The organism is Paraburkholderia sp. CNPSo 3272 (genome assembly GCF_024206495.1).
Lineage (GTDB): Bacteria > Pseudomonadota > Gammaproteobacteria > Burkholderiales > Burkholderiaceae > Paraburkholderia.
The window spans coordinates 109,159-133,103 of sequence record NZ_JAMBPQ010000019.1 but is presented as its reverse complement, the minus strand read 5'-3'; the positions used below and the strand labels follow the sequence as shown (position 1 = coordinate 133,103).

Here is a 23,945-nt window from a genome sequence, read left to right as displayed (position 1 = left end):
GACAACGAAGCGTTCAACCCGGCGTCGACATGGCGGCTTTCACCCGCTGCAAGTGAGCGTCGACAGTCGCCAAACTTCAGCTATATTTTGGTATCCAGACTAAGTCCAGATTCGTGAATCTCAGGTACAGTGCGCCTTTCGACCCATTCCATCTCCGATTCATCCAGGCGCTCAGCCATTCGGGTGAAGATTCGGCGGACGTCGGATGTGCCGGTCCAGTAGTTTCGGTCCCCCACGACATATAGCCGTCGTATGGCTCTCGTCACCGCAACGTTGACCAGGTTCGGCTTGGCGCCAGCGAAAGCTGATATCACTCCGGGACTCGACGGATTGCCTCCCAAGAGAAAGACGACATGTTCCGCCTCCTTTCCCTGAAAAGTGTGGACAGTTCCAGACATACCTTTGCTTTCTTCTCCATAGCGCTTGAGCAGCAATAGCCGAATCTTGTATGCGACCAGGCGGAACGGTGAAATGACGTAGACCTTGAAGCGCCCTTTTTCCTTGAGCTTGCCGCCGGTAATCGCTTGAACGAGCTCCATGGTCCGGCGGCCTTGAGCCTCAACCCAGTGCCTTTCCGAATGCTCGGCCGGCACATGAATCCATTTGCTGGGTCCTATGCCGGGCGGCCCTTGGTCCTCGCCAGCACCGTAGACCATCTTGTCTTCGTAAGCGATGCTGTTAGAAATCCGGAACATTGGATCCAGACACCGGCGGTGGACGAGGAGCGGTGAGCCTAACCAGATCTGCTCGTCCGACCCGGGCTCCCCGAGATACATGCCATGACGGTTTGCTCGATCGGCTAGCGTTTGTGCCGACGCGAGTGGAGGAGCCCACTGCTCTTCTGCTGAACAACGCTTCAGCAGCGGCGCGATCATCTCTTGCGGAACGCCGACGACCGGCTCAAGCTGCAGTGGATCTCCAACGATAACCGTGCTGCGGCTGCGCCAGACTGCGCCAGCGGCCTGCTGAGGCGCGGCCTGGCCAGCCTCGTCGATCATCAGCCACGCCAGTTCCTCGCGACCAATGCCCGAGAATAGTCGCGGGAACGACGCAAAGGTCGTCGAAACCACTGGCACAACCAGGAAAAATGCGTCCCAGAGATGGATCGAACCTTTCGGAATCTGCGCGGGATTCAGATTGCCCTGCAAGAGATTGACAAACGCGCTGAGCGTGCGCGCCAGCCGCTTCCACGCTGCAACGATGAACGCCTGGTGGAGCGCCATGGCAGCCACAAACAGCTCGCGCCTTGCCTGAAACAGGGCGGGATACTCGTACGGTGCGGCGCTGTGCATTGCCTCGCGTTCGAGCCGTGCAAGGTCCCAGTTTATTATTTTTTCGGGTGGAACATCTGCGGACGAAAGCATCTGTTCTGTACGCTCAAGATCCGTTTCGGCCTGGGCCTGCTGCGCCTGCATTTTCGAGATGCGCTGTTTGGTGGCGTCGGCGGTGGTACGTGCCGCTTGCGCGGCAGCGGATGCGATGTCGACGGAATTGCAGGCGACAGTTGCGGCTCTCTCCAACCGATCGAGCAGTCCCGCTGGCTGTTGTGCATCGTGTGATGCATCGTCAAACGGAACGCCCAGATTGCGGGCTTCCTCTTTGCGGGACAGGGAATGTTGCTGCGCCAGCTTCAAGGTTTTGACGCGCGCCTCAAAGGCGCGTTGGAGGCTTTCCTGGTGCGCCAGCGCCTCGATCATGCGGGATTCATGCTCGCGCGCCGCGCGCAGTTGGGCCTCCAGTTCAGCACTGCGCTCGTTCCAGCGACGACTGTACGGCGTGCGAAAGAGTTCTGAGAGAAATCCCGGTTTGTTCCGTTGATGAAACTCGATGTCGGCCTGCAGGCGACGGTACGCTGTATCGGCGCGAACACGTTGGTCTTTGGCGTCGTCCAATGCTCCTGGCAAGATCCGCCCGCCAATCTCATCGCACTCCTTCTGATGCGCTGCTACGTGGCGTTCGGCTTCGATCCACTTTTGACCGGCGCCAAGGCACAGTCTGGCACTCTTTTGCGCGTTCGTCGCAGCGGCGAGTGCTGCCTGCTTGTCGCGCAACACTTCGAGCTGGCCGGGTAGCAGCTGTGCGCATCGGGTGAGTTCGCTCAACGCCTGCCTTCTCGCGGTGGCTGCCCTCACACGCAACTGGACTGCATCGGCGAGTTCCGTTGCCTGACGGGTCAATCGCGTGACGTTGTCCCGGGCACGACGGTACTGCATACGGGCAACATCCCACGACAGGGCACCATGCTCGCCGGTCTTCATGAGATCTTGAAGGGAACGCAAACGCAATGGATCCAGCGGCGCAGGCGGCTCCCCCGGTTTTGCCTTCACTGGCAGACCTGACAGCCAGAAGCGGCTGGCAAACTGGCTGCGATTCCCCTTGTTGCCCAGCACGGCGGTAACAAGTCCCCAGCGCTGGCGTTGTGCGGGGACCTGCTTGGCCTTTGGCAGTGCGGCCACCGAGTCGGCAACCACAGAAAAATAGTCAACGTCGAACTGCTCGTCGATCTCTGAGCGTCCTGGCAATTCCTTCGTGATGTTCTCGACGGCACCGTTGTTGGCCGATGAAACCACCATGCCGAAACCCCTGAGGCGTGCGTCAACCTCGTACACGGGATACTGATACTGCTCAATATCGAGACGCTTGCGAAACGCAGACTCAGGGTTCGCGAACTCGACCAGCACGTCAGCCCTGCGCACAACGACTGCAGCAATGATGTCCTTGAGCATCGTTGTCTTGCCGGTCCCCGGTGGCCCGTTTACCGAGAAAAGACCGCCCGCATCCGTGAGATCACGCAAGGCCGTATTGACGGCGAACTGCTGCGCAGTCACTAGCGGAAACTTCGCGGGCCAGCAGCCAGATGGTTGCAGGGATGGGTGAACACCGTCGATCAACCTGTCGATTCGTTGCTCAAGGTCGACGCGCCCCGGCGAATCTTCGCCTTGCAGATAGGCGGTAAGGCCGGGACCAACATGTCCCGCCTCGACCGCGCGAGTGACGTGTTCCAGGTCTTCAGCGTAGAAGCTGTTCAGCGGGTCGTCCTGGGTCGAAGCACTCTCAGTTTCGTTCTTTGGGACCCAATGTGCCTGGATTCGCCACGACTCCTCGCGCTCGGGGCGCCAGCCGCACATGTGGAACACGAGCGCAGTAATCGCCTTGACGTCCTCGGACGTCACCGGGCGAAGTGGCGCCGGTTGAGGCAGGGGTTGCCCGGACACCGCCGTAGTCTCAGCGATGGGCTCCATGGATGCCGGTGCAACTGGTGCTGGAACCGCATCGGGTTCGTCATCCGGTTCACCCGATGTGTACGTGTCGTCTGCGGGGCGGCGAACTAGCCTGCGTTCGACCATCAGGTCGGTTACCTTCTCGCGAATCTTCTCTTCAAGCCCGCGCATCCCGAAGAAACCCCGAAAATCTAGTTTCTCGGCTTTGCCCGACGCGTTCGAAATCTGAGCGAGAGCCCACGGCACGGTACTGATAAACACCAGGCCACTCGCCATCCCCTCTCTGTTGATATCCAGCACCACGCACGCCGCTGGAGACGGAGGGCGCCGTTCGAAATCATCGAGAGGAGAAGCCCCAAGATAGAGGCGCGCGACCTCGACATAATAATCACCGCCGAGGATGCCCGCGAAAAGCTGAAATTTCCGGTTGGGTCCGATTTGGGCATCTAGAATCGCGCGCTTCTTCGGATCATTCCACGGCATCTCAAGCTCTACCGCATCATGGCTTAACTCCCACACAGACTCTTCAAGCTTCACTGCGGGTGGCGATTGGGGCGCGAGGTACTCGAGCGCCTGCCAAAAATTCAAGGCTGCTTCAGCTTCTTTCCAGCGATCACGCTTAGTCACGTCCGCGGTAGCCGTGGTAGCCGTGGTAGTCCTATTCACTGTCGTTGTCTTCATCGAGTGTGGCGCACTACCTGTTCCGGTTTCCCCCGGGCGTAGCTAAAGCGTTGCTACGGTGTCTGTCGACGACCCGGCTGCACGACTTCTGATACCCAGGTTGCATCAGCCGCACATCTTGCATAATTCTTTCATTGCGAATGATGCGCGGTCGATGCGATATTCACACCCGTCCAACCAGTCTCTGGCCGGCGCTCATCCCAGCTTCGCACACGTCTGAAAATCAGCACAAGCGTATCAGCAATGGTGAAAGTGGCAATGGTATCGAGATAGCGTCTCAGGAGTCGTACCCTGATCGATTGCCGTTGTGTCCGCCACTTGTTGCAAGTTATGCAATTCGCATCAACCACTCAGGGAGCCCAGCATCGAAGCGGCATCGCAATCGTTCCCGCTTTACGTAAGTCTGTCCTGCTGCACATGGTTTGCGCAACATTCGCCACACCAAGTGAATATGCCGGTCCCGTTGAGCTGCCGCGGCGGCTACGGCTTCATATCGGCAGATTCCGCCCTGTTCTTTAGCGAAAGTTTTGAGCTAATTCGCCTCGTTTGCGAATTGCCGCCAGACTCTGCTAACTGGGCCCCTGCGGTCACGTTAGTCCCGCAAGCAAGCGACTCGGTCGTGGACGTGGATATCCAGATGCTCAGGACAGGCTTGCCCGTCGGTAACACAGGCGGATCATCATGGAAACAAATCCGGTTCTATGTCGATCACTCTGTGCGGGACCTAAGCCTATGGCTACGCCGGTGCGTTCGGGGACACCGCACTTCCCCAAGGTGTCTGTTCTCCCGATCTGAGCGCGACCCCCGCGTACGGAGAACTGGCATCAAGGTCGAAGCGGAATGCGTTCTTCTTGTCGGTCAATCTGGGAACGGCGCCATGCCAGAACAACGTTGCCTTCTTGCCTGCCAGTGTCGGAAGGTAGTCGGGCAGTATTGTCTTTTTGCTTGACACCAGCAGCAGGGGAACTTTCTTCGCTTCATGGAGGAATCGCTTTCTGCTTTCTATAAGAAAGCTATAGTCCGCCTCTCTGACGGTTGACGCGCCGAAAATGATCCGCTCGCGCGGGTTCAGCGCATCGATGTCATCGGAAGCACTGCCAAGAAACGTAAAAGCCGTCTCGTATGTCAGGTGCAGGTCCCCGATAGTCAATGACTGTAACGCACGTTCTCCAGGCGACAATTGGGACCAGGCATCTACGACCTCCTCCAGCGTTCCCGGATAGTACGCGGGGAGTGTACGCACCATCACTGCCAGTTGCAGCAGTTCCGCCCTGGTCGGCTCTCTGGTTTTCTTCCTGAGGGTTGGCCCTGGACCGAGAAGGTTTGGAACAGGTTTGCGAGGTTCATCCGCAGGTCTTGGGCGAGGCTCGCCGGGATAGATTGACGGTTCGGTAGAGCGGGCCTCGTTGGGGCAGCCAGCGACGTGCCGTTCAGGCGCGTAAAAATATGTGTTTTTCAGCTTCTTGGGATATACCTTGACGAGGCAAGCGTCGTGTGGGCAATAGCAGGAAAGATCAATCGCAGCCTTTGCCTGGTACGCGTGGTCCGCACTCACCTTTGATTCCACTTGCCAGCATAGAGCTTCTGTCATTAGCTCATCGCGCATACGATCTCCTGCCCTGGATGTCTTGCTGTCGTTACCTCCACAGCGCCCCAAAAACCCCTTTACGTTCACAATTTCCGGATTGACTGCCCCCGCTCCGTCCATTGGCACCGGTGTGACATGGTTGGCCAGGCCCCGCCTGTTGGGGGTGGATCGAACGCTCCCCTGAGGTGAGATGAGGATGCCAGACGCGCTTTAGGTGGAGAAAGCGTGCCGACGCGCTTTCATCAAGTTCCGGTGAAGCGCCGAAATCATAGTGCGCCAGAGCTTAAAAATGTGCGGTTTCCCGTCGAAAGTACCATGACCGCCTATCTATGCTCCGGACCGTGCTACAACTGCTCCGGAAGTCATGTCGCCGCGACCGGCCAACAAATCCTCAATCGAAATGTCCTCATCAATGAACTCCCAATGGAGTCCGTAGCGGCCGATATCGCAAGCAGCTCGTTGCTCTGGTGTCGCGTGCAGCAAGCGAGGGAACCAAGCCAGTGGAACACCTAGCGTGCGGCCGTCGGATAGTTCCACCCACATGGTGCAATCGTCGAATCGAACTTCTTTAGCTGAAACGCTCATTCCGTACTCTCGCGATTCCTTCACGGTGCGCGTCGACAGCGCGACTGGCCACCCGGCACGGATGCGCGGGATGGCAGTCGATATCGGCGCCAGCAGCTTCCGAAAGCGCGTCCTGGCCATGTTCCCGTTTCACGTCGCTGAACATTGCCGCTGCCATTGCAGCGGCCGTTTTGGCGGACACGAGCACCGGCGCATATGGCACCTGCCCCACAGCTGGCGGGCAGATCCGGCTACACGTGTGTCAGGCAGTCCACCGCGGCTTTGTCCTGCAGATATCTCCAGATCGAGTCGAAATCGATGCCCCTCTCCTTGAGCAGACTCGCCGCATTCGCCTGCCATACAAGGTCACCCTGTTCGAAGAACGCCGCCCGCAATTCCCGAACAGTCTGCAAGGCTGTTTCCGCCCACTTCTGAAATTCGCCTAGCTGCCAGTAAGCGAGTCCGCCGGCGTGCGGTACCGCAGGTGTACGGATATTCCTTGCCGGCGACAGCAGCACAGGCAGAAATTCGCAACCCGCCGATTCCGCGACGTGCGCGCGAACGAGGTTAGGCGATTGTGGGCCGGATGCCGATGACGGCGCCAACCGAGGTGCCAGGTACTCCGTAGAGCGCGCCAGTCACCGACAGGCCCGTGTTCATTGCGCCGTGATTGTTGACCATGCCCACCTGCGCATAAAGTGTGGTCGCCTTCGACAGAAAATAGTCCGTGCCTAGGGCCGCAAGTACGGAATGATTGGCCGTATGGTTGCGGTCGCTCGTCACCCAGACACCACCGTTGACGTCCAGCGTCGGCATCACAAACCAGGTGAGGCCGCCACCATAGACGTTGTTGTTGAAGGACCCGGCGACCTTGTAGTTGACGAACGAAGCCTTCGCTGTCAGCGAGCCGAACTGGTAACCGACGCCCACCATTCGGCCTTCATACTGGACGGTGGTGGGAACCGGTGTCTGCGCCGTCCCACCGCTATTGCCGTCGTAAATTGCGGCGTTGATGCTCAGGCCACCCAGCTGGTATCGAAGGCGCGCCGAGTACTGGCGCCCCGCCTGGAAGTTACCCGCCTGCCCGCCAAAGGCGTAGAGGACGCTTGCCTGCAGACCACCCAGTACCGGACTGGTGTAGGACACGGCATTGGCGTTGAAAAGACCTGTGCCGAGTACATTGTCCACGAGCGGGATCGCCCCGCTGCCGAACAGCGAGAGACTGCGTGGATCCGAGTCGTAGACGGCCAGGAAGAACGGAGAATACTGCAGGCCCAGCTTTAACTCGCCCGGCGGCCCTTCCATGCCGATCCACGCCTCACAGCCGAACAGGTTGCCGTTGCAGTGAAACAGGCCGCCGGTCGCGATGTTCAGTCCGCTGACGAGGCGAAACTTTGCCTTATAGCCACCACCTAGATCCTCCGTGCCCACCAGGCCGAACTGCGAATAGTACGAGCCGCCATCGATCATTGAAAACTGCTTCCCGGCATTCTGCCCGGTTTTAGGATCAAGCGTCTTGCTCGTGTACAGGAGCCCGCCATCTAGCACACCAAACAAAGTGACGCTGCTCTGTGCCTGAGCCGTATTGCCCATCAGCAACCCGATTGCACACAGGGCAAGCCCCGGTGCCTTGTTCCCTTTCCTTGACATTTCCTGTCTCCTTGACACAACTTTTCTACGCGCTTGTATTTATCGAATCGCGCATGGCGCGGCTGATCCCGCGACGACCATGCAGGTGCGTGGTTTACTGTCCATGTGATTGCACGAATGGCTGTCTAATAGCGCGTCGTGCGCCCGGCGCTGAGCCAGGGATAGCGTTCGGTCTCGGCGCCCGCGTAGTCCGGATCCAGATAGACGTGACACCGCTGGATCCTGAAATCGCGGATCTCGAAAACGTCGCACCACTGCCGGCGTGTGTCGTGCCCGCACGCCACTCGGCGCCGTTCTTCAGCTTTCCGCTCGACCAGCCCTCGACCACGACCATGTCGCCCTGCTGCACGAAATTGACATAGGCGATGTCGTGCGACACGCCAGCCAGAATGCCCATCAGATCGCCGAAGAGCCGCTCGATTTCATGCCTTCCGCGCGCGTCCCCCCTTGGCGAAATACACTTCGGCGTTATCGTCGAACAGGTCGACGATGCTTTCGCCCCTGTCCATGCGTCTGAAATATTCCAGTCCGATTGCCTTGCGCTGCTCATCCGTCATCGTTCTCATTTCCATGATGGTTTCCGCTCAAGAAAGGAAGCCTTCGTCGGAACGGTTCATGTATCCCGTGCCGACGCTGGTACAAAACGGGCGTTGTAAAGCATGTCGTGAAACGTCTAATCTCCACCTATGTATGTAGTATTCCTAATCTGTTCATTCACACCGTACTGATTCTGTTGTTGCGCTATCGCTGTTTCATGACCCGCACGGTACTACGCCTTCCCGATCTCTCCGAGCCTCTTGGCGTGGCGGGCTGCCGGAGAGGGTGTCCACTACCGCCAGATTGCGTCCCCAAGGGACGCGATATGCCTATGCCTTGGGAAGGCTTCTGTTGCAATAGCGAAGGCAGGTATGCTGCCGGACCTTACGCAATGCTGACGCAGTTGCCGTACGCGAGACACTTCTCCGGATCCACATGGATTTCAAGCCCGTTGTCCATATTGCTCATGATGCTTCCTCTTACAAGATAACGCCGAGATTAGGGGTGGTTAGGACCGTGTCGGCCAGAATCACGGTGCGCGCCAGCAAGCGCGCTCCGTTCCCGGTCAAGCGAATACGATCACGCCGGCGCGCGGCGATCAGATCGCCCCGCTCATCCTGGGCGCGGTGCCGATAGAGCGTCACGGTGCTATGGACGGCGACGATGTTCGGGTCATCGGTTGCTTCGACCAACAGGCTGCCTACCATCCGCACGGTGCGCGAGGGCGGGTCCTCAGCCCAGGCCGAGCCGGTGAACAGGCGCTTGATCCGCGTTTCCATCATGGCCTTGTCATCGCGCTGCCGCCACGCGTTGCGCGGGAATTCGTTTTTGCCGAACTCGCGCACCGAGCGCAGAGGAATCTGGTAGACGATCTCGTCGTCGAGCAGCGCAAACCAGTCCCAGAACCGACGCTCGTCCAGCAGCATCGCCTCGTATCCGAGGAACTGGGACACCGTGTGGACCACCGCTTCAGTGGCGAAATTTTTTGTGAAGGAATTCGTGGAAGTTGACATCACACATTCCTTATTTCTGCTTTTGCATCATTTCGAGCCACTGGGCATAAAAGTTCATTTGCCCGAACTCGCCGTACGCTTTCCTGCGCAGCACACCAGGGCCGCGCCATGTCGGGTCGGCCGGACGCTCGACATTGCCGCCGAAGCCCTGCTGGTAGTGAAGGCGGGTCTGGGCGTTACGGTTCCATACGCTTTGCGCAACGCTGCGCGCGCCTTCCCAGGCAACGGTATCGTCCTGTTCGAAGATGCCGGCGGAACTGAAGTTGTATTGGCCTACGGTGTAGCCAGGCATCGACTCTTCGTCGCTCATGAAGTCCCAGGTGAACTGCCAGTTCCACATTTCCATCACGCCTGGCCCCAACGGCTGCCACTGGCGGAAGGACGTGAACACCGCGGGCGGCTTACCGGGCTCTGTCGCAAGAAAGCGGATAAAGCCGAGGTTCGGGAAAATATTGCCGATCGACGGCGCGCGCTCCCGTGCGAGGTCGCGTTGCGCCTCATCGAGTTTCGACAGGTCGAAACGCTCCTTGATGTGTGGCGGATAGCCAGAAAATTCGCCGAACGGCCCGAACATTTCGACAAACGAGTGGCACAGGAAGGCATGGCCACCGTCGAGCACGAGCGAGTTGGCGAAGTCATTGTTCTGCCGCAGTCCTTCGACGTAGTTTGCCTGCTCATTGCCGAAATGCAGGGTGTCGATGTGATAGGCATCGCCCGCAAAATTCTCCGCGCCGGATTTCCAATCCGCTCGAACCTGCGTACGCTCCGGCACGCCCATCACCCGCAGACCGCCCGGGTGCAGGCCGCAAATCGTGTCCAGCACCCATGCGGCGCCACCCAGGAATTCTTTCAGCGTCGGCCCCTCCTCGCTGAGGCTGGCAAAAATGAAGCCTTGATAGGTGTCGACGCGCGGCGCGCGCAGCAGACCCCATTCGCGCCCGTTCAGGCGCCCACCGTAGGCCTCGCTGGAATGCGGCGCCCCGGCCCAGTCGCCGTCATTCCTGAAAGTCCAGCCGTGATAGGGGCAGCGGAAGTGCGTCGTATTGCCGTGATCGGACTGGCAGACCTGGGCGCCCCGGTGGCGACAGTGATTGGACATCACGCGGATCTGGCCAGTGTCGTCACGCGACACGATGACAGGGTCCAGGCCAATACGGCGCAATACGTAGTCACCCTTGTTCCGGATCTCGGATTCATGGGCAACGAAGACCCAGGCTTTCGCAAAAATACGCTGCATCTCCGCCTGGAAGACAGCTTCATCGTTGAAGACTTCGACGGGCAGCAGGCCTTCGGGGAGACCGTCGGCGACGCGCTCGAGCAGCTTGCTCACGCCCGCCGGACCCATGGTCATGCGAATGGTGGATGCGGAGCTCATTTGCTTGTTCCTGCTTTCACGGGGGTTAGAACATTGCGGTTCATCAGTCCTTGATCCGCGGCCACGATGGTGCCGGTCGTGACACAGGTAGCGTCGCCCTGGAACAGCAACGGCTCGTCGCCGAGTTCACTGCGCAGGCTGTCCAGCTTGGCCCCGGAAATGTCCATGATCGCCAGCTTTGCGCCCTCAGCCAGGCAATGCCGGGCAACGCCGGCGCCCAGACCCGAGCCACCGCCAGTGATCAACACCACGTCGTCTTTCAATAGCGTTGTCATCTTGTCTCCATGTAAGCCGCACGGATGCGCGGCGCATGTTGTTATTTAATTTAAATGCAGGTACTACACAGCCTTGACACCGGCGCTCAACGCGCCGCTCCCGGCTGCCGATACCAGCCCATCCCGCAGCGATTGCGCAATGGCTGTAGCGGCGTAGAAATCTTAGGCGCGCCTCCAGACAATGAGCAATCGTCGATGCAGGAAAGCAGCTTTGACTATTTCGGGGAGGCTGCGTGAACTCGTCGGTAACCGCTGCCCAGTTTTTCAAGGCGAATTCTTTGTCGATCGAGTCGATTCGCATCTGGAGTTGGCCGACCTGCTGTGCAATGCGCCTAACGGAAGCGTACGTCGAATGAGGGAAGTGTTAGCCTGGGGAGTTGAGCCTGTAGTCCCGGACATGGCATCACACTACGGTCCGAGGCAGGGCCTCACCGCACCGCCCTGTGTCGATCTCGAACCGAGTTCCACGTGCGGCGCAAAGGATACGATCACCTGCGGCATCCAGCTATGCATGCAGTTGCCAGCGCATCGGGCTGTTGTGGTGCGGGCAGGCAATTTTCCAGGTGTCAAATGCATTGCCATTGCGAACGATCGAACTTCGTGCCCCGGCCGGTGCCGCGCAGGTTAAAGTCGCGCGATGCGCCGTCGGGCAGTTCGTTGAAGTGATACAGCAGCATCGCGGCGCCTTTAGTGTCCGCCGGCGGCCGGCGGCGGGCCGCCCGGCGCCCACGGTACTGCAACAGGAACGCCTGGGAACTATCAGCGCCCGCCGGCATCGCACGTGGTTGCCACGACGGATCGTGCAAGTCCAGATCGGCGTCGTATTCCACATGGCAGCCAAGCGGCGAATTAGTACTGCCCATCTGGTGCCGGCAGGCCCCCAAAAGCAGGGATGGGTTGCGTCGGAAACTGGATTTTCCCACTGGGGCACATCGATGTCGTTGGCCCGTGAAGATCCGTCCTTCTTCTTTAGTCCGCCCGGTCACTGGGCGGGACGCGTTCATTCCATTCAATCTCGTGTTTTTATTTTTAAATCATCGGCAAGACTGACTACTTTCCCGGTGCTGTTACGAAGGAGTCGCTCAGGAAGCGATCTTCCGGCAATCCGCATTCGGTACGGAACGCGTGCCGCGCCGCATCAATCATTAGTGGATTTCCGCAGGCGTACACCTCTAAGCGAGAAAGATCTGGATAGTCCTTTTGCACTGCCTCATGCACGAATCCCGTGCGACCGTCCCAGTTTTCATCTGGATCTGAAAGGACCGGGACAAACATCAGCCCTGACGCAGATTTGGCCCATGCATTAACCTCCTCCATCGCGTAAAGGTCCTTCTCACGACGCGCTCCCCAGTAGAACGTCGCGCCGCGTGCCGCAATTCGGTCGCGATGCTCTCGCATCATCGCTGCAATCGGTGCGTACCCAGTTCCTGACGCCAAAAATATCAGCGGCGCGTCTGCGTCGCTCAGGACAAAGGATCCATACGGCCCCTCAATGCGCAGAAGATCTTTCGGCTTCAGGTTCTGATATACGTGCTGCGAGAATCGCCCACCCGGCATGGCGCGGATATGCCATTCGATTTGCCCCTCTTCAGCAGGGGAGTTAGCCATTGAGTAGCTTCGGCGTGTGCCATCGCGAAGTACAACGTCGACGTACTGTCCCGCCTCAAAGGTAAATCCGGTGTTCACCGGAATTTGAACGCGAACTACCGTTACGTCCTCACTAACGCGATCAACCGCGGTTACGCGTGCACCCGCTTTGACAATTCGACGTCCCGGAACGCTCGAGACTTCGGGGCTGTCGAGGACGACGTCCGTTACAGGAATTGCCAGGCACGTAAGGCAATGATCACGCTTTAGCCCGTCGGGAGCAACATCGCTTCCATACCGCACCTCACCAGACAGAATCCGCGTCTCACACGCCCGACATTCACCCCGTCGGCAGCTGTGCTTCGGAAAGAAGCCCGCTGTCAGTGCGGTATCAAGCAACGTTGAATCGCCCTCGCAGGGCAACTCAACGTTCGACGGTTCAAACTTCACAACAAACGTCGTCATCATCCCGTCCTGAATTACGAAGCCACTTTCCCAGACGCTGGAGTCCTCTGCGCAGACTTAAGGTCAAGCGCCACGTCGACGATCATGTCTTCCTGGCCGCCCACCATCCGGCGCTTGCCCAGTTCGACGAGAATGTCGACCGTCTTCAGGTCGTACTTCTTCGCGGCCACTTCCGAGTGGCGCAGGAAGCTCGAATACACCCCCGCATAGCCGAGCGCGAGCGTTTCGCGGTCCACGCGAACCGGGCGGTCCTGCAGCGGGCGCACGATGTCGTCGGCGGCATCCATCAGCGTGTAGAGGTCCGTGCCGTGGTTCCAGCCCATGCGTTCCGCCGCACCGATGAACACTTCGAGCGGTGCGTTGCCCGCGCCCGCACCCATCCCGGCGAGCGAGGCATCGACGCGGTCGCAGCCTTCCTCCACCGCCACGATCGAGTTCGCCACGCCCAGCGAGAGATTGTGGTGCGCGTGCATGCCCGTTTGCGTTTCGGGTTTGAGCACGCCCTTCACTGCACGGAAGCGGTCGCGCACGTCGTTCATGGTGAGCGCGCCCCCCGAATCGACCACGTAAATGCAGGTCGCGCCGTAGCTTTCCATCTTCTTCGCTTCGACGGCGAGGTTCTCCGGCGTGGTCATGTGGCTCATCATCAGGAAGCCCACGGTGTCCATGCCGAGTTCGCGCGCGTATTCAATGTGCTGCTTCGAAATGTCGGCTTCCGTGCAGTGCGTGGCGATGCGCACCACGCGCGCGCCGGCGTGGTACGCGGCCTTCAGGTCGTGAATCGTGCCGATGCCGGGCAGGAGCAGCGTCGCGATCTGCGCGTGCGTCACCACGTCCGCCACCGCCTCGATCCACTCCAGGTCGCTGTGCGCGCCGAAGCCGTAGTTGAAGCTCGAACCCTGCAGGCCGTCGCCGTGCGCGACTTCGATGCTGTCGACCTTTGCGCGGTCCAGCGCGCGGGCGATGTCCTGCACGTTCTGGATCGAATACTGATGGCGAATGGCGTGGCTGCCGTCGCGCAGCGTCACGTCGGAGATATAGAGTTTCTTGCTCATGGTCTTATCCCTCCACGCTCAGAAGCGTCTGCGCCATGCGTTCGGCGGTGGCGAGCGCGGCGGACGTCATGATGTCGAGATTGCCTGCGTAAGCGGGCAGATAATGCGCGGCGCCTTCCACTTCGAGAAACACCGAGGTCTTCAGGCCACTGAACTTGCCAAGGCCCGGAATATTCAAAGGCGCGCTCGCCGGAATCTCGTCGAACTGCACTTTCTGCTTCAGGCGATAGCCCGGCACATAGGCGTGCACCTTCGCGACCATCTCTTCGATGGACCACTCGACCTTCGTGCGATCACCCAGTTCGGACAACGTATAAACCGTGTCGCGCATCATGACCGGCGGCTCGGCCGGGTTCAGCACGATAATGGCCTTGCCCTTCGCGGCGCCGCCGACCACTTCGATCGCCTTCGACGTGGTTTCGGTGAACTCGTCGATGTTCGCGCGCGTGCCGGGGCCCGCCGACTTGCTGCTGATCGACGCGACGATCTCCGCGTAGTGGACCTTCGCGACGCGCGACACGGCGGCCACCATCGGAATCGTGGCCTGGCCGCCGCACGTGACCATGTTGACGTTTGGCGCGTCGATGTGCGCATCGAGGTTCACGACCGGCACGCAGTACGGGCCGATTGCGGCGGGCGTGAGGTCGATCACGCGGATCGACGGCTTGAGCGCGCGCAGCAGCGCGTCGTTCTTCACGTGCGCGCCAGCGGAGGTCGCGTCGAACACGAAGTCGATGTCGTTGAACACGGGCAGGCGCGTGAGGCCTTCAGCGCCTTCATGGGTGGTGGCAATGCCAAGCCGGGCAGCGCGCGCGAGGCCATCTGAGTTCGGGTCGATGCCGACCATCGCCGCCATCTCCAGATGCTGGCTGTTGCGCATGATCTTGATCATCAGATCCGTGCCGATGTTGCCGGAGCCGATGATGGCCACCTTAAGTTTCATGGAAGACTCCTGATGTGGATTCTGTTAGCTCACACGGATGACGCCGTGGTGGCTCGAGTAGAGGCGCTCAACCTCGTCGGCTCGGAGCGTCAGCACTGCGCGCTGATTGATGTAGCCCTTGTCCGTTATTTCACCGAGTTCCAGAGACGGTGGCGTCGAGAGCAAAAGAGCACGCGTTGGTCTCTGCGAGGAACCCATACCCACACCGAAAGCAGTCAGTGCCTGCGTCAGACCCGCACGCACCTCTTCACAGGATGCGAGCTCGTCGCCGCTCATTTCCGATGCGTGGTCGTTTGCAAGTACCCGTAACGCCGCCGAGGGAAAAAGCAACAGCCCTACCTCGTCGCGGTCGTGCCCGGTGATGACGGCGTCCTGAACGTAGGGGTTTAGGGCAGATACAACCCGGACGCGAAGCGTGCCAACCGACACCCACGTTCCCGTAGTGAGTTTGAAGTCCTCTGCGACCCGGCCGTCGAAGATCACCCCGAGATTGGGATCGCGCTGATCTGCAAGGCGTCCTGCATCGCCAATACGGTAAAACCGCTCTTCATCAAACGCTGCTTCCGTACGCTCAGGGTCATCGCGGTACTCGGTGAATATGGACGGGCCGCGAACACGCATCTCAAGCTTGTCCTGACAAGGAACGAACTTCAGTTCGACGCCCGGCACCGGTACGCCGATGTTGCGCGAGTCGGAAGTTGCAAAGTGCGCGCTTGTAATCACGGGCGACGTCTCAGTCGAACCCCACTCAGTGGTAAAAAAAACCGGCTCGATACGAACTGTCGATGCGAGCGCCTTCATACGATCCGCCGTCTTCTGCGGCAATGGGGCTGCAGCGAAGAAGAGCATCTCCAGACGTTCGAAGAGCGCCGAGGTCGCGTCGGCATCCTTTTCAAGCAATGGCAAAAGCACGTCGTATCCGCGCGGCACATTGAAAAAGAGCGTCGGCTTGACTTCCTTCAGGTTCTGGACGGTACGCTCGACCATGCCTGGGACGGGGCGACCGTCATCGATATAGAGCGACCCGCCGTTGCGCAGAATCAGATTGAAGTTGTGGTTAGCGCCGAAGGTATGGCTCCACGGCAACCAGTCGAGTACGACCGGGTGCGCATGGTCAACGAAGCGCCAGCACTGTGCAATCATCTGCTGGTTGGCACAAAGCATGTCGTGTGTGGTGACGACAACCTTCGGCTTTCCGGTTGAGCCTGAAGTTAAAAGCAAGCGCGCCGGGGTCTGCGGCGTCAGTTTCATGAACGCCTGTTCTACCGCATCGGTCGCGACCTCCGACATCAGGTCGGCGAAAGCAATCGAGCCCGGTCGCGCATTTCGCGTGTAGACAGCATGACAACGGCCTGGATAGCCTTCGACGGCCCGACCATAGACCTGGCCGTCCTCTGCATAGATAACAGCAGGGGATAGCTGGTCGAGCATGGCGTGCAGTTTTGAATGGTCTTTGGCCGCGCGCGAATATGCCGACGACACGATCGCCATCGGCACGCCCACGTGCATGGCTGCAAGCGAAAGAAGCGCCAGATTCACACTATTATCAGACAGCGCGACAACGGCCCCTCCCTCCGGAAGCTTGAGATTGAGAAGGCCCTGTCCAAGTCGACGCACTGTGTCAAGCGCACTTGCATAACTCACTCTACGCCATGTATTGCGCGGACCGTCAACATCGCGCTCGGCAACGAACGTCGTGTCTGGAGTTTTCCATGCCCACTCAAGGAGCCACTCACCGACTCGGCGGTGATACGGCTTCAGCAGGTCTGCCGAGCGCAGCACGAAGGTCCCGTCAGCACGATCCTCACGAATAATGTGAGGCGCAGCAAGCGCACCAGGGCGGAACAGCGGCGACTGATGATGCACACCGGTCAGCATACGTACTCCTCAGCTGTCTCGCCTTTCGAAAGAGCCATCGCACCATCGAGTGCAACCAGCTTCCTGTTCATTTTCCTTCTCCTCCATCTGTCTTTTTCAACCGACGACTAACCTATCCGACACGAAACGGCTCCGAGGCCGCCAATTTCTACGTCGATCTGAGCGCCGCCCGATACTGCGACCATCGGTCCAAGTGCGCCCGAAAGGACGACGTCGCCGGAACGCAGAGGCTGGCCGCGAGCAGCGAGCGTCTTCGCCAGCCACCACGCGGCATATAGAGGGTTTCCAAGACAGGCGGCGCCCGACCCGGTGGAAACGACACTACCGTTCAGGCGGCATTCCATCTGGCTGCCAACGAGGTCGACTTCAGTGATGCGACGTGGGGTGTCGCCGAGGACGTACAATCCGCACGATGCGTTATCCGCAATCGTGTCGACAAGCGTTATCCGCCAGTCCGTAATGACGCTGTCGACTACTTCGATCGCCGGCAACGCGTATTCAATGCCCTGGAGGAATCTCCCCCACGTGACGACTTCGTCGTCCAGGTCACGACCGAACACGAATGCGATCTCCGCTTCCGCCTTGGGCTGAATAAGGCGATTTCCCGGAAGTCCGTCTCCCGTCAGATATTCCATATCATCGAAGAGCACACCGAAGTCCGGCTGGTCGACCCCGAGTTGTTGCTGCACGGCTTTCGACGTAAGGCCAATCTTCTTGCCGACGATGTGCCGACCACGCGCGACGGCGTCGCGGGTGTTGACCTCCGCGACGGCATACGCGGCGTCAACGCCTTCAATGCCATAGATTTCCGAAATGCGCGGGATCGTCGTACGCGTTTGGCGCGCTTCTCGCAGCGCTGCAGCCGCGTTCTGGATACGTCCGTCCGTCATTGCGTTACTCCCTCGCCGCAGCCTACCGAGGCACTCCCTGCCTGCCAGCTTTCAAGTTGATCACTCAAGCGCTTGATGGCCTCGCGTTCAGAGGCCAGACTGTTCGCGTATTCCTGCGCGAGACGGTCGACAATTGCAGAAACAGGTTCAATTGCGGTTACCGCACCAACACCATGTCCCGCAGACCAGACATCGCGCCACGCCTTCGGAGCGGTGCTGATATCGCCCGAGAAGTCGATCTTCTTCTCTTCACTGAGTTGCGTCGCGGAAAGTCCGGCGCGATCCAACGTTGGGCGCAGCCAGTTCGCGAGCACTCCGGAAACGGCCTTCGACGCGACGAGATCTTCCATGCTGCTTTCGACGAGCATGTCCCGATAGGCGGGTTGCACCATACTTTCTTCGGCTGCAATGAAACGCGTGCCAAGCACGGCAAAGTCTGCTCCAATCTGCTGGGCCGCCCGTATGTGGGCACCAACGGAAATCGCGCCGGCTAGACCAATCGGTCCGCGCCAGAATTGCCTGACCTCGTCAACGAACGAGAACGGGTGGTAAGTCCCGGTGTGGCCACCAGCGCCAGCGCACACGAGAATAAGACCGTCCACGCCCGCGTCGACAGCTTTGCGCGCCATCGCGGGGGTCGCGACGTCTGCCATCACGAAACCGCCGTAACAGTGAACGTGTTCGAGGACGCGACGGGGACTGCCAAGCGCGGTCGTAACAATCTTCGGCTGATACCGGAGTACCAGTTCGAGTTCCGCGTCGAACCGGTCATAGCTGCTGTGGACAATCATGTTCAAGGCCCACGGCGCCGCGCCACTTTGAGAGACCCCGGTGGAGATCAAGGACAGCGCCTCGTCCAGTGCGCCAATATTGCGGGCGTTCGGTGCGGCATAGGTGCCGACAATGCCGGCACGCGATGAAGCAATGACGAGTTCCGGACTCGAAACCAGAAACATGGGCGCCGCCATTGCTGGCATGCGCGTATTCGCGAACAACTCGCGAAGATTTTGGGCGGTCATTTTCTCTTGCATAGCGTTCTAATGGACTTGATGCATCATTGCGATTTCTTGCGTGTGGGCCGCCCGCGAATTTCCCAGCCGCAGTCGCTCTGGAAAATGGCTGCGGTCGTTGCCCTCGAGTTGGTCCGTGACGCAAGCAACACGTAGTGACCTGTATGGTCTTCCGGCTGCGCAATAAATCCGAGCGGCATAGCATCTGCAACAGTCTCAGCGAAGCCCGGGATGTCGGAGAGTCGGTCGTTTCCTCGGCCAAGCGACTGGGGCCCCTTCAATGGCGTAACCGTGCCTCCTGGCGCCACCCCGTTCACACGGACTTCGGGCGCGAGTTCATATGCGAGCTGCTTAATCATGCCCACGCATGCATGCTTTGATGCAACGTAGACCGGCCCACCGCCACCCGCATAAAAGCTCGCATTGGAGAGCGTGAAAATCATGCTGCCGCGGCTTTCGCGAAGTGCTGGCGCTGCTGCGTGGGCCGCAAGCATGTAGCCGAGTACATTCACGGCAAAGACCTCTTCGAACGTCGCCTTGAGCGTAGCGCCATCGAACTTGCGCAGCGACGCGAAATGGTCCCAGACGCCGGCATTGCCAACCAACGTATCGAGCCCCCCGAATTTGCGAACGGTCGCCTCAACTGCCTCAGCATTTGCGTCCGGCGAGCGCACGTCTCCGACCGTTGCCACGATCTTCTCTCCGAACTCCTTGTACATCGCGTCGGCCTGCGCCGCATCGCGAATCAGGACACCGATACCGCGAGCGCCCTCTGCCAGAAACCGGCGAACCACCGCGAGTCCGATGCCGGAATTCGCGCCCGTAACAAGCGCCACGTTGTCGTTGAGCCAGCCCATGATCAGAAGAAGGTGTTGATGTTTTTCGACATCAGCAGTGACTGCGTGATGACAATTTTTCGGCGTGCGATACGCAGACCACCTTCTGTCTCGCGAAGGATGTCTTCCCGACGACCAAGGATCAGATCGTTGTCGGCCTCGCCACGGCTTCGATAATTCACGAATACCGAATGCACCCGATACTCTGCATCGACTTCCGCAGGACAGGCTTCGACGTTGCTGATCACGTGAACGTGTCGCGTCGGCGGATCCTCCGCCCATGCCGACGGTTGCATGAAACGGGCAACACGACGTTGTAGATCGAAGTGGTTGTCATCGAAATACGCGCCGCGGCCCGGTGCGTACGCGCCCAGCTTGTCGGCGCGACGACGATTCTCGATTGCCGGCATCCAGTAGTGGATGTCTTCCGTCATCAACGCGAGCCAGTCTTCCCAGCGTTCGCTATCGAGCATGCGCGCCTCGCGAAACAGAAACTGCTCGATGCGATACGTAGTCTCGCGATCGACCTGGTGCTCGCTGCCGGCTACGAATTCAGCTTTCACATTTGCGTTCATGCATCCACCTTGCCTTCCTCGTGATTGAACGCGCTCTCCGGCATGCTGGACTTGTCGCGCTTCGGAATTTCTTCCCACGAGCGTGCACCCATGAGATCTGACCAACGCTGATAAAACGCCCGGTGGTTTGCCTCATTGACCTGATTCCGGTAGACGTTGCCCGGAAGGTCGGTATCGGTGAGTTGAGTGCCGAGACCGAGTCCCATATACAGCTCTTGCTGCCGTGTAACGAACCCAGCGTTCGTGCGAGTCGAGAATTCGAAGTTTTCCCCATCGTCCATCTCAAAGACGCCCGACGGCGAGAACGTCATCATCGTCCCCTTGAGCCAGCGATCCTTGATTTCCTGAGGCGCACTACGGTTCACGATCGTCCAGGTGTGCAGTTCAATTTTTCCGGGGCCACGCGGATGCCAGACGCGGAAGGTGTTCTGCCCCGGAAGGAACGACAAATTCGGGAAGACGCTGACAGAGGAAATTGAGCCAATCATTTTCGAGCGGAATTCGCCGAGCCTTTCAGCAACCTGGGGCTGAATGCCGTAGAGGTACTTGCGGATTTCCTTGTCACCCAGGGTCGCCGCATTGCCCACGATGTCGAGATTGAACTCCCAGCCGTGGCCATTAAAGTTCACGTGATACGACTCCGGGTCCTTGTAGACTTCGGCGACAGGGCCGCCAAGCATCGCGCGCGCAGCGGAGTCGTGAGTCCAGAGTGCGTGATAAATATCGCCGATGAAGTTTTCGACCGGCACTTTCCAGTTGCAGTTGATGACGGACTTTACGCAGCCGCCAACGAACTCCGTGCCCTGCCCGTCCATGTCAAGCATTACGTCAAGGTAGTAACGGAAGTCGCCCAACCACTCATTGAGCGGTGGTGCTTCCGGGTCCATGTTGCCGAACACGAGCCCTTTATAGGTAGCAACCTGAGCGACCGGGTGCAGCCCATGCTCGCTTGCCTTCATGCCACTGGCGTCGAACAGTTCCTGCCCCGCCATCCCGCGCAGCGAGCCATCGATGCCGAAGCTCCAGCCGTGGTAATTGCAGACAAAGCTGCGCGCGTTACCCGCGTCCGTGAAATTGAGCTTGTTGCCGCGATGCGGGCACGTGTTCAGGAACGCCTTGACCGATCCGTCTTTCTGGCGGACGACGATCACGTTGTCCTCCGCCATATACGTAGTCAGATAATCCCCGGCCTTCGGAATCTGGGAATCGTGTGCGAGGAACAGCCAACTGCGCGCGAAAATTTTCTCGAGTTCCTGCTCGTAGATCTGGTGATCCCAATACACCCGCCGCGACAAGCTACCCTTCTCGAGATCGATCAGACGGTCGAGATAGGGAAGCGGTTCGCTGACCGCGTCGCGTTGGAGTCGAAGGCAAGTGCCCGTGCATTCGTGTGACATCTATGCCTCCTTCAGACCGACGAGACCGCGTCTTCCGACTCGGCATCCAGATCAGCAAACACTTCGCTGCCTTCTTCAATCACGCGATAGGTGCGCAGGTCGACCGTGCACGGAAACGCGACGGCCTGACCAGTCGGAATATGAAACTGACCGTCATGCACCGGGCACGCGATCAGGTCGCCATCGACGATCTCGCCCTGTGTAAGTGACGCGGTAGCGTGCGTACAGGTATCGCTGGTCGCGTAGAAGCGTCCTTCGATGTTGAACACCGCGAGCGGGCAACCGCCCGTCTCGACTTTGCGCATCTCGCCCGCTGCGAGTTCCTCGCGTTTGAGGAGAAAAACCTTGTTCATTTGAAACACTCCGTTATTGCAGATGGAGTTGGACGAAACCGAGTCCGGTCACCCATTCGGGTACCGGCGCGTAGTCGATTACCTCACCGCGCGCGCCGGTGAGCGCACCCATCGCGCAGGCCCAGTTGCGAATTTCCATGCCGCCATTTCCGCCGTTCTCGAGGATGTATGTGTCGCTCAGACTTGCAATCGCATCGATATCGCACCGCGTTGCATAGTCGAGAATCTCGCGATCGAACTGCTCGTTCACGCGCCCCATTTCGGCGGTGCCAACCCAATGGCTGATCCCGCCGCTCCCGATCACAGCGACCCGTTCGTCGCTGGGAGACGCCTCGATGGCTTCACGAATCTGGCAACCCAGCGCAACGGCGCGCGTCATGCGGATATAGGGATCCACACCAGCGGCCAGATAGACCGGAATCGTGCCGACCAGTGCGCCCGCATCACGAAGGGGCTGAACGATTAGCTGATTCGGAATACCAACGGCGTGGTCTACGGTCAGTGCTCGCGCGACTGCCCAATCGAAACCGCTCGCGAGACCGTGTTCAGCGATGTGCTGCGCCAACGGCGCGCTATCTGGAATGACACCTCGCTTGAGACCGGGAAGTGCGTCCAGCGGACCGTCGACGTCGCCCGTGCCAATCAGGAAGCTCGGAAGACAGGTCGTTCCAAAAAGCATGTAGTGGTCAGCGCCGACGATCACCACGCTCGTCGGTTTCAGTTCTGCGAGACGCCTGGAGCAGGTCTCGAACGCCTTCCACATACGGTCACGGATTTCCGGCTTCGGCGCCTCCGGCGCCACGAACATCACGGGGTCGTGTGGCACGAGAAAGCCACCCACCACTTTTGCCATGTCGGCTTTCTCCCTGCTTATTGTTTGAGCGCCGCGACGTGCACTGCCTCACCTTCTCCAACAGGGCGAAGGCGTTCCATATAGGCGCGCATATCACGCGTCGGCGATAGTTCCTGCCAGAAGCCCATCGTCAGCATCGGATTGACGCCGGCGTTCTGCAGAGCCAGCACATCGAAATTGAGGACCATCTGACGCTCCTCTTCGCCGAGCGCGAAACGCCGAAGAAAGCCCTCAGCATCATCACGAAAGCGCTGCTTGGCAGCGCGATCCACGCTCAACTGATGGAGCACACGCTCGAGTACGTTTCGGCTCATGACGGTTATTCGCAGAACGCCGTAACGAGGCGCAGAAAGTCGGCGCGACGCTCGGTTTGGACCCAGTGCCCGCACTGACCGAAAAGGTGCAAGTCGGCACGAGGAATTGCGCGAGCGAGCAACTGGCCACACTGAGGCGGAACAACACGATCTTCACGGCCGTGCAGAACAAGCGCCGGGGCCTGAATCTTCGCAACGACGTGTTCAGGGAAGCCCTTCACGATCGTGGGGCCTTCGGCGTTCGGCTTCGGGATCAGCTTGCGCAGTGCGTCCTGGGCGCCAGGACGTGCGCTCGCCTCGTAACGCGACTTGACCATTTCAGGCGTGATGATCGACTGGTCAAACGGGAAGAGGCGCATGGTGCGCTCCATGTTCTCCAGCGACGGCTCGTACTCCCACGCCGAGCGCAGCCCAGCCGATTGCTCGAATTCGCCAGCGGGCGTGCCGAGCAGGACGATGCGCTCGACTCGCGAAGGATCAAATACCGCCAACCCGAGTGAGAGTGCACCACCAAATGAATTGCCGACGAACGATGCTTTCTCGATGCCGAGCGCATCCATGATGCCGACGAGGTGACGGACCCAGAGTTTGATGTCGTACTGGCTGCCTTCCTTGAACTCCGTAAAGCCGAAACCTGCGATGTCCGGGACGATGACCCGGAATTTCTCGGCCAGGTCAGGCATCACGCCCTTCCAGTTGGTCCACCCCGAGACACCGGGCCCAGAACCATGCAACAGAAACAGCGGCTTGCCGTGCCCCTCGTCGAAATAGTTCGTGCGATGTTCGGCTGCCACAAGTTCCCTACCCACGCCTTCTAGACTAGCCATCAAATTTCTCCATACGCATACGTATGCGTATGGTATGAGCGTCTTTGACCTACGTCAA

Annotated in this window: 21 protein-coding genes and 2 pseudogenes; all 23 read right to left on the bottom strand. The window is 59.4% G+C overall.

The genetic code is table 11. The features are described from left to right. Positions 1-80 precede the first annotated feature (80 nt). Positions 81-3,848: an AAA domain-containing protein gene (locus M3I53_RS38470; protein ID WP_254318096.1), complete on the bottom strand. Its 3,768-nt coding sequence runs from the start codon at positions 3,846-3,848 to the stop codon at positions 81-83. A gap of 790 nt (positions 3,849-4,638) precedes the next feature. After that, positions 4,639-5,508, bottom strand: coding sequence for a hypothetical protein (locus tag M3I53_RS22715; RefSeq protein ID WP_254318095.1), 870 nt, complete (start codon positions 5,506-5,508; stop codon positions 4,639-4,641). A 309-nt stretch (positions 5,509-5,817) separates the two neighbouring features. Beyond that, positions 5,818-6,075 carry a DUF2442 domain-containing protein gene (locus M3I53_RS22710; RefSeq protein ID WP_302057801.1) on the bottom strand — a complete coding sequence of 86 codons (258 nt, stop codon included), beginning with the start codon at positions 6,073-6,075 and terminating at the stop codon, positions 5,818-5,820. A 230-nt stretch (positions 6,076-6,305) separates the two neighbouring features. Further along, positions 6,306-6,467 carry a hypothetical protein gene (locus M3I53_RS22705; RefSeq protein WP_254318094.1) on the bottom strand — a complete coding sequence of 54 codons (162 nt, stop codon included), beginning with the start codon at positions 6,465-6,467 and terminating at the stop codon, positions 6,306-6,308. 154 nt (positions 6,468-6,621) lie between these two features. Then, positions 6,622-7,704 (bottom strand): porin, encoded by a 1,083-nt coding sequence (locus tag M3I53_RS22700; protein ID WP_254318093.1) that lies wholly within the window; start codon positions 7,702-7,704, stop codon positions 6,622-6,624. Between the two features lie 125 nt (positions 7,705-7,829). Next, positions 7,830-8,276, bottom strand: a pseudogene (locus tag M3I53_RS22695) (nuclear transport factor 2 family protein). Between the two features lie 444 nt (positions 8,277-8,720). Further along, positions 8,721-9,254: a 3-phenylpropionate/cinnamic acid dioxygenase subunit beta gene (locus M3I53_RS22690; RefSeq protein ID WP_254318092.1), complete on the bottom strand. Its 534-nt coding sequence runs from the start codon at positions 9,252-9,254 to the stop codon at positions 8,721-8,723. A gap of 10 nt (positions 9,255-9,264) precedes the next feature. Next, positions 9,265-10,629, bottom strand: a complete 1,365-nt coding sequence (locus M3I53_RS22685; RefSeq protein ID WP_254318091.1) for a Rieske 2Fe-2S domain-containing protein — start codon at positions 10,627-10,629, stop codon at positions 9,265-9,267. Then, positions 10,626-10,904: an SDR family NAD(P)-dependent oxidoreductase gene (locus M3I53_RS22680; RefSeq protein WP_254318090.1), complete on the bottom strand. Its 279-nt coding sequence runs from the start codon at positions 10,902-10,904 to the stop codon at positions 10,626-10,628. Before M3I53_RS22680 ends, M3I53_RS22685 begins: the two co-directional genes overlap by 4 nt. Before the next feature lie 687 nt (positions 10,905-11,591). Beyond that, positions 11,592-11,790: pseudogene (locus tag M3I53_RS22675) on the bottom strand (glyoxalase); the annotation flags it as partial. Positions 11,791-11,954: 164 nt separating this feature from the next. After that, positions 11,955-12,956, bottom strand: coding sequence for an FAD-binding oxidoreductase (locus M3I53_RS22670; RefSeq protein WP_254318106.1), 1,002 nt, complete (start codon positions 12,954-12,956; stop codon positions 11,955-11,957). 14 nt (positions 12,957-12,970) lie between these two features. Next, the gene (gene dmpG / locus M3I53_RS22665; protein ID WP_254318089.1) at positions 12,971-14,011 is read right to left on the bottom strand and encodes a 4-hydroxy-2-oxovalerate aldolase; all 1,041 of its coding nucleotides are present in this window, start codon (positions 14,009-14,011) and stop codon (positions 12,971-12,973) included. A 4-nt stretch (positions 14,012-14,015) separates the two neighbouring features. Further along, entirely contained in the window at positions 14,016-14,954 is a 939-nt protein-coding gene (locus M3I53_RS22660) for an acetaldehyde dehydrogenase (acetylating) (RefSeq protein WP_254318088.1), read from the bottom strand. 24 nt (positions 14,955-14,978) lie between these two features. Then, a complete protein-coding gene (locus M3I53_RS22655; protein WP_254318087.1) occupies positions 14,979-16,832 on the bottom strand; it encodes a feruloyl-CoA synthase in 1,854 nt (617 codons plus the stop codon). Positions 16,833-16,939: 107 nt separating this feature from the next. Beyond that, positions 16,940-17,722: a 2-keto-4-pentenoate hydratase gene (locus M3I53_RS22650; RefSeq protein WP_254318086.1), complete on the bottom strand. Its 783-nt coding sequence runs from the start codon at positions 17,720-17,722 to the stop codon at positions 16,940-16,942. Next, a complete protein-coding gene (locus M3I53_RS22645) occupies positions 17,719-18,741 on the bottom strand; it encodes a nitronate monooxygenase family protein (RefSeq protein WP_254318085.1) in 1,023 nt (340 codons plus the stop codon). The genes M3I53_RS22650 and M3I53_RS22645 overlap by 4 nt, the downstream gene beginning before the upstream one ends. A gap of 35 nt (positions 18,742-18,776) precedes the next feature. Then, complete coding sequence (gene hcaB, locus M3I53_RS22640; protein WP_254318084.1) at positions 18,777-19,589, bottom strand: 3-(cis-5,6-dihydroxycyclohexa-1,3-dien-1-yl)propanoate dehydrogenase; 813 nt, start codon at positions 19,587-19,589, stop codon at positions 18,777-18,779. A gap of 2 nt (positions 19,590-19,591) precedes the next feature. Next, on the bottom strand, positions 19,592-20,143 hold the full coding sequence (locus M3I53_RS22635; RefSeq protein WP_254318083.1) for a 3-phenylpropionate/cinnamic acid dioxygenase subunit beta: 552 nt from the start codon (positions 20,141-20,143) through the stop codon (positions 19,592-19,594). Then, complete coding sequence (locus tag M3I53_RS22630; RefSeq protein ID WP_254318082.1) at positions 20,140-21,540, bottom strand: Rieske 2Fe-2S domain-containing protein; 1,401 nt, start codon at positions 21,538-21,540, stop codon at positions 20,140-20,142. The genes M3I53_RS22635 and M3I53_RS22630 overlap by 4 nt, the downstream gene beginning before the upstream one ends. An 11-nt stretch (positions 21,541-21,551) precedes the next feature. Further along, the gene (locus tag M3I53_RS22625) at positions 21,552-21,893 is read right to left on the bottom strand and encodes a non-heme iron oxygenase ferredoxin subunit (protein ID WP_254318081.1); all 342 of its coding nucleotides are present in this window, start codon (positions 21,891-21,893) and stop codon (positions 21,552-21,554) included. A gap of 13 nt (positions 21,894-21,906) precedes the next feature. Next, complete coding sequence (locus tag M3I53_RS22620) at positions 21,907-22,746, bottom strand: hypothetical protein (protein ID WP_302057793.1); 840 nt, start codon at positions 22,744-22,746, stop codon at positions 21,907-21,909. A gap of 17 nt (positions 22,747-22,763) precedes the next feature. Next, positions 22,764-23,060 carry a hypothetical protein gene (locus M3I53_RS22615; protein ID WP_254318079.1) on the bottom strand — a complete coding sequence of 99 codons (297 nt, stop codon included), beginning with the start codon at positions 23,058-23,060 and terminating at the stop codon, positions 22,764-22,766. A 5-nt stretch (positions 23,061-23,065) separates the two neighbouring features. Beyond that, positions 23,066-23,887, bottom strand: coding sequence for an alpha/beta fold hydrolase (locus M3I53_RS22610; RefSeq protein WP_254318078.1), 822 nt, complete (start codon positions 23,885-23,887; stop codon positions 23,066-23,068). Positions 23,888-23,945 lie beyond the last annotated feature (58 nt).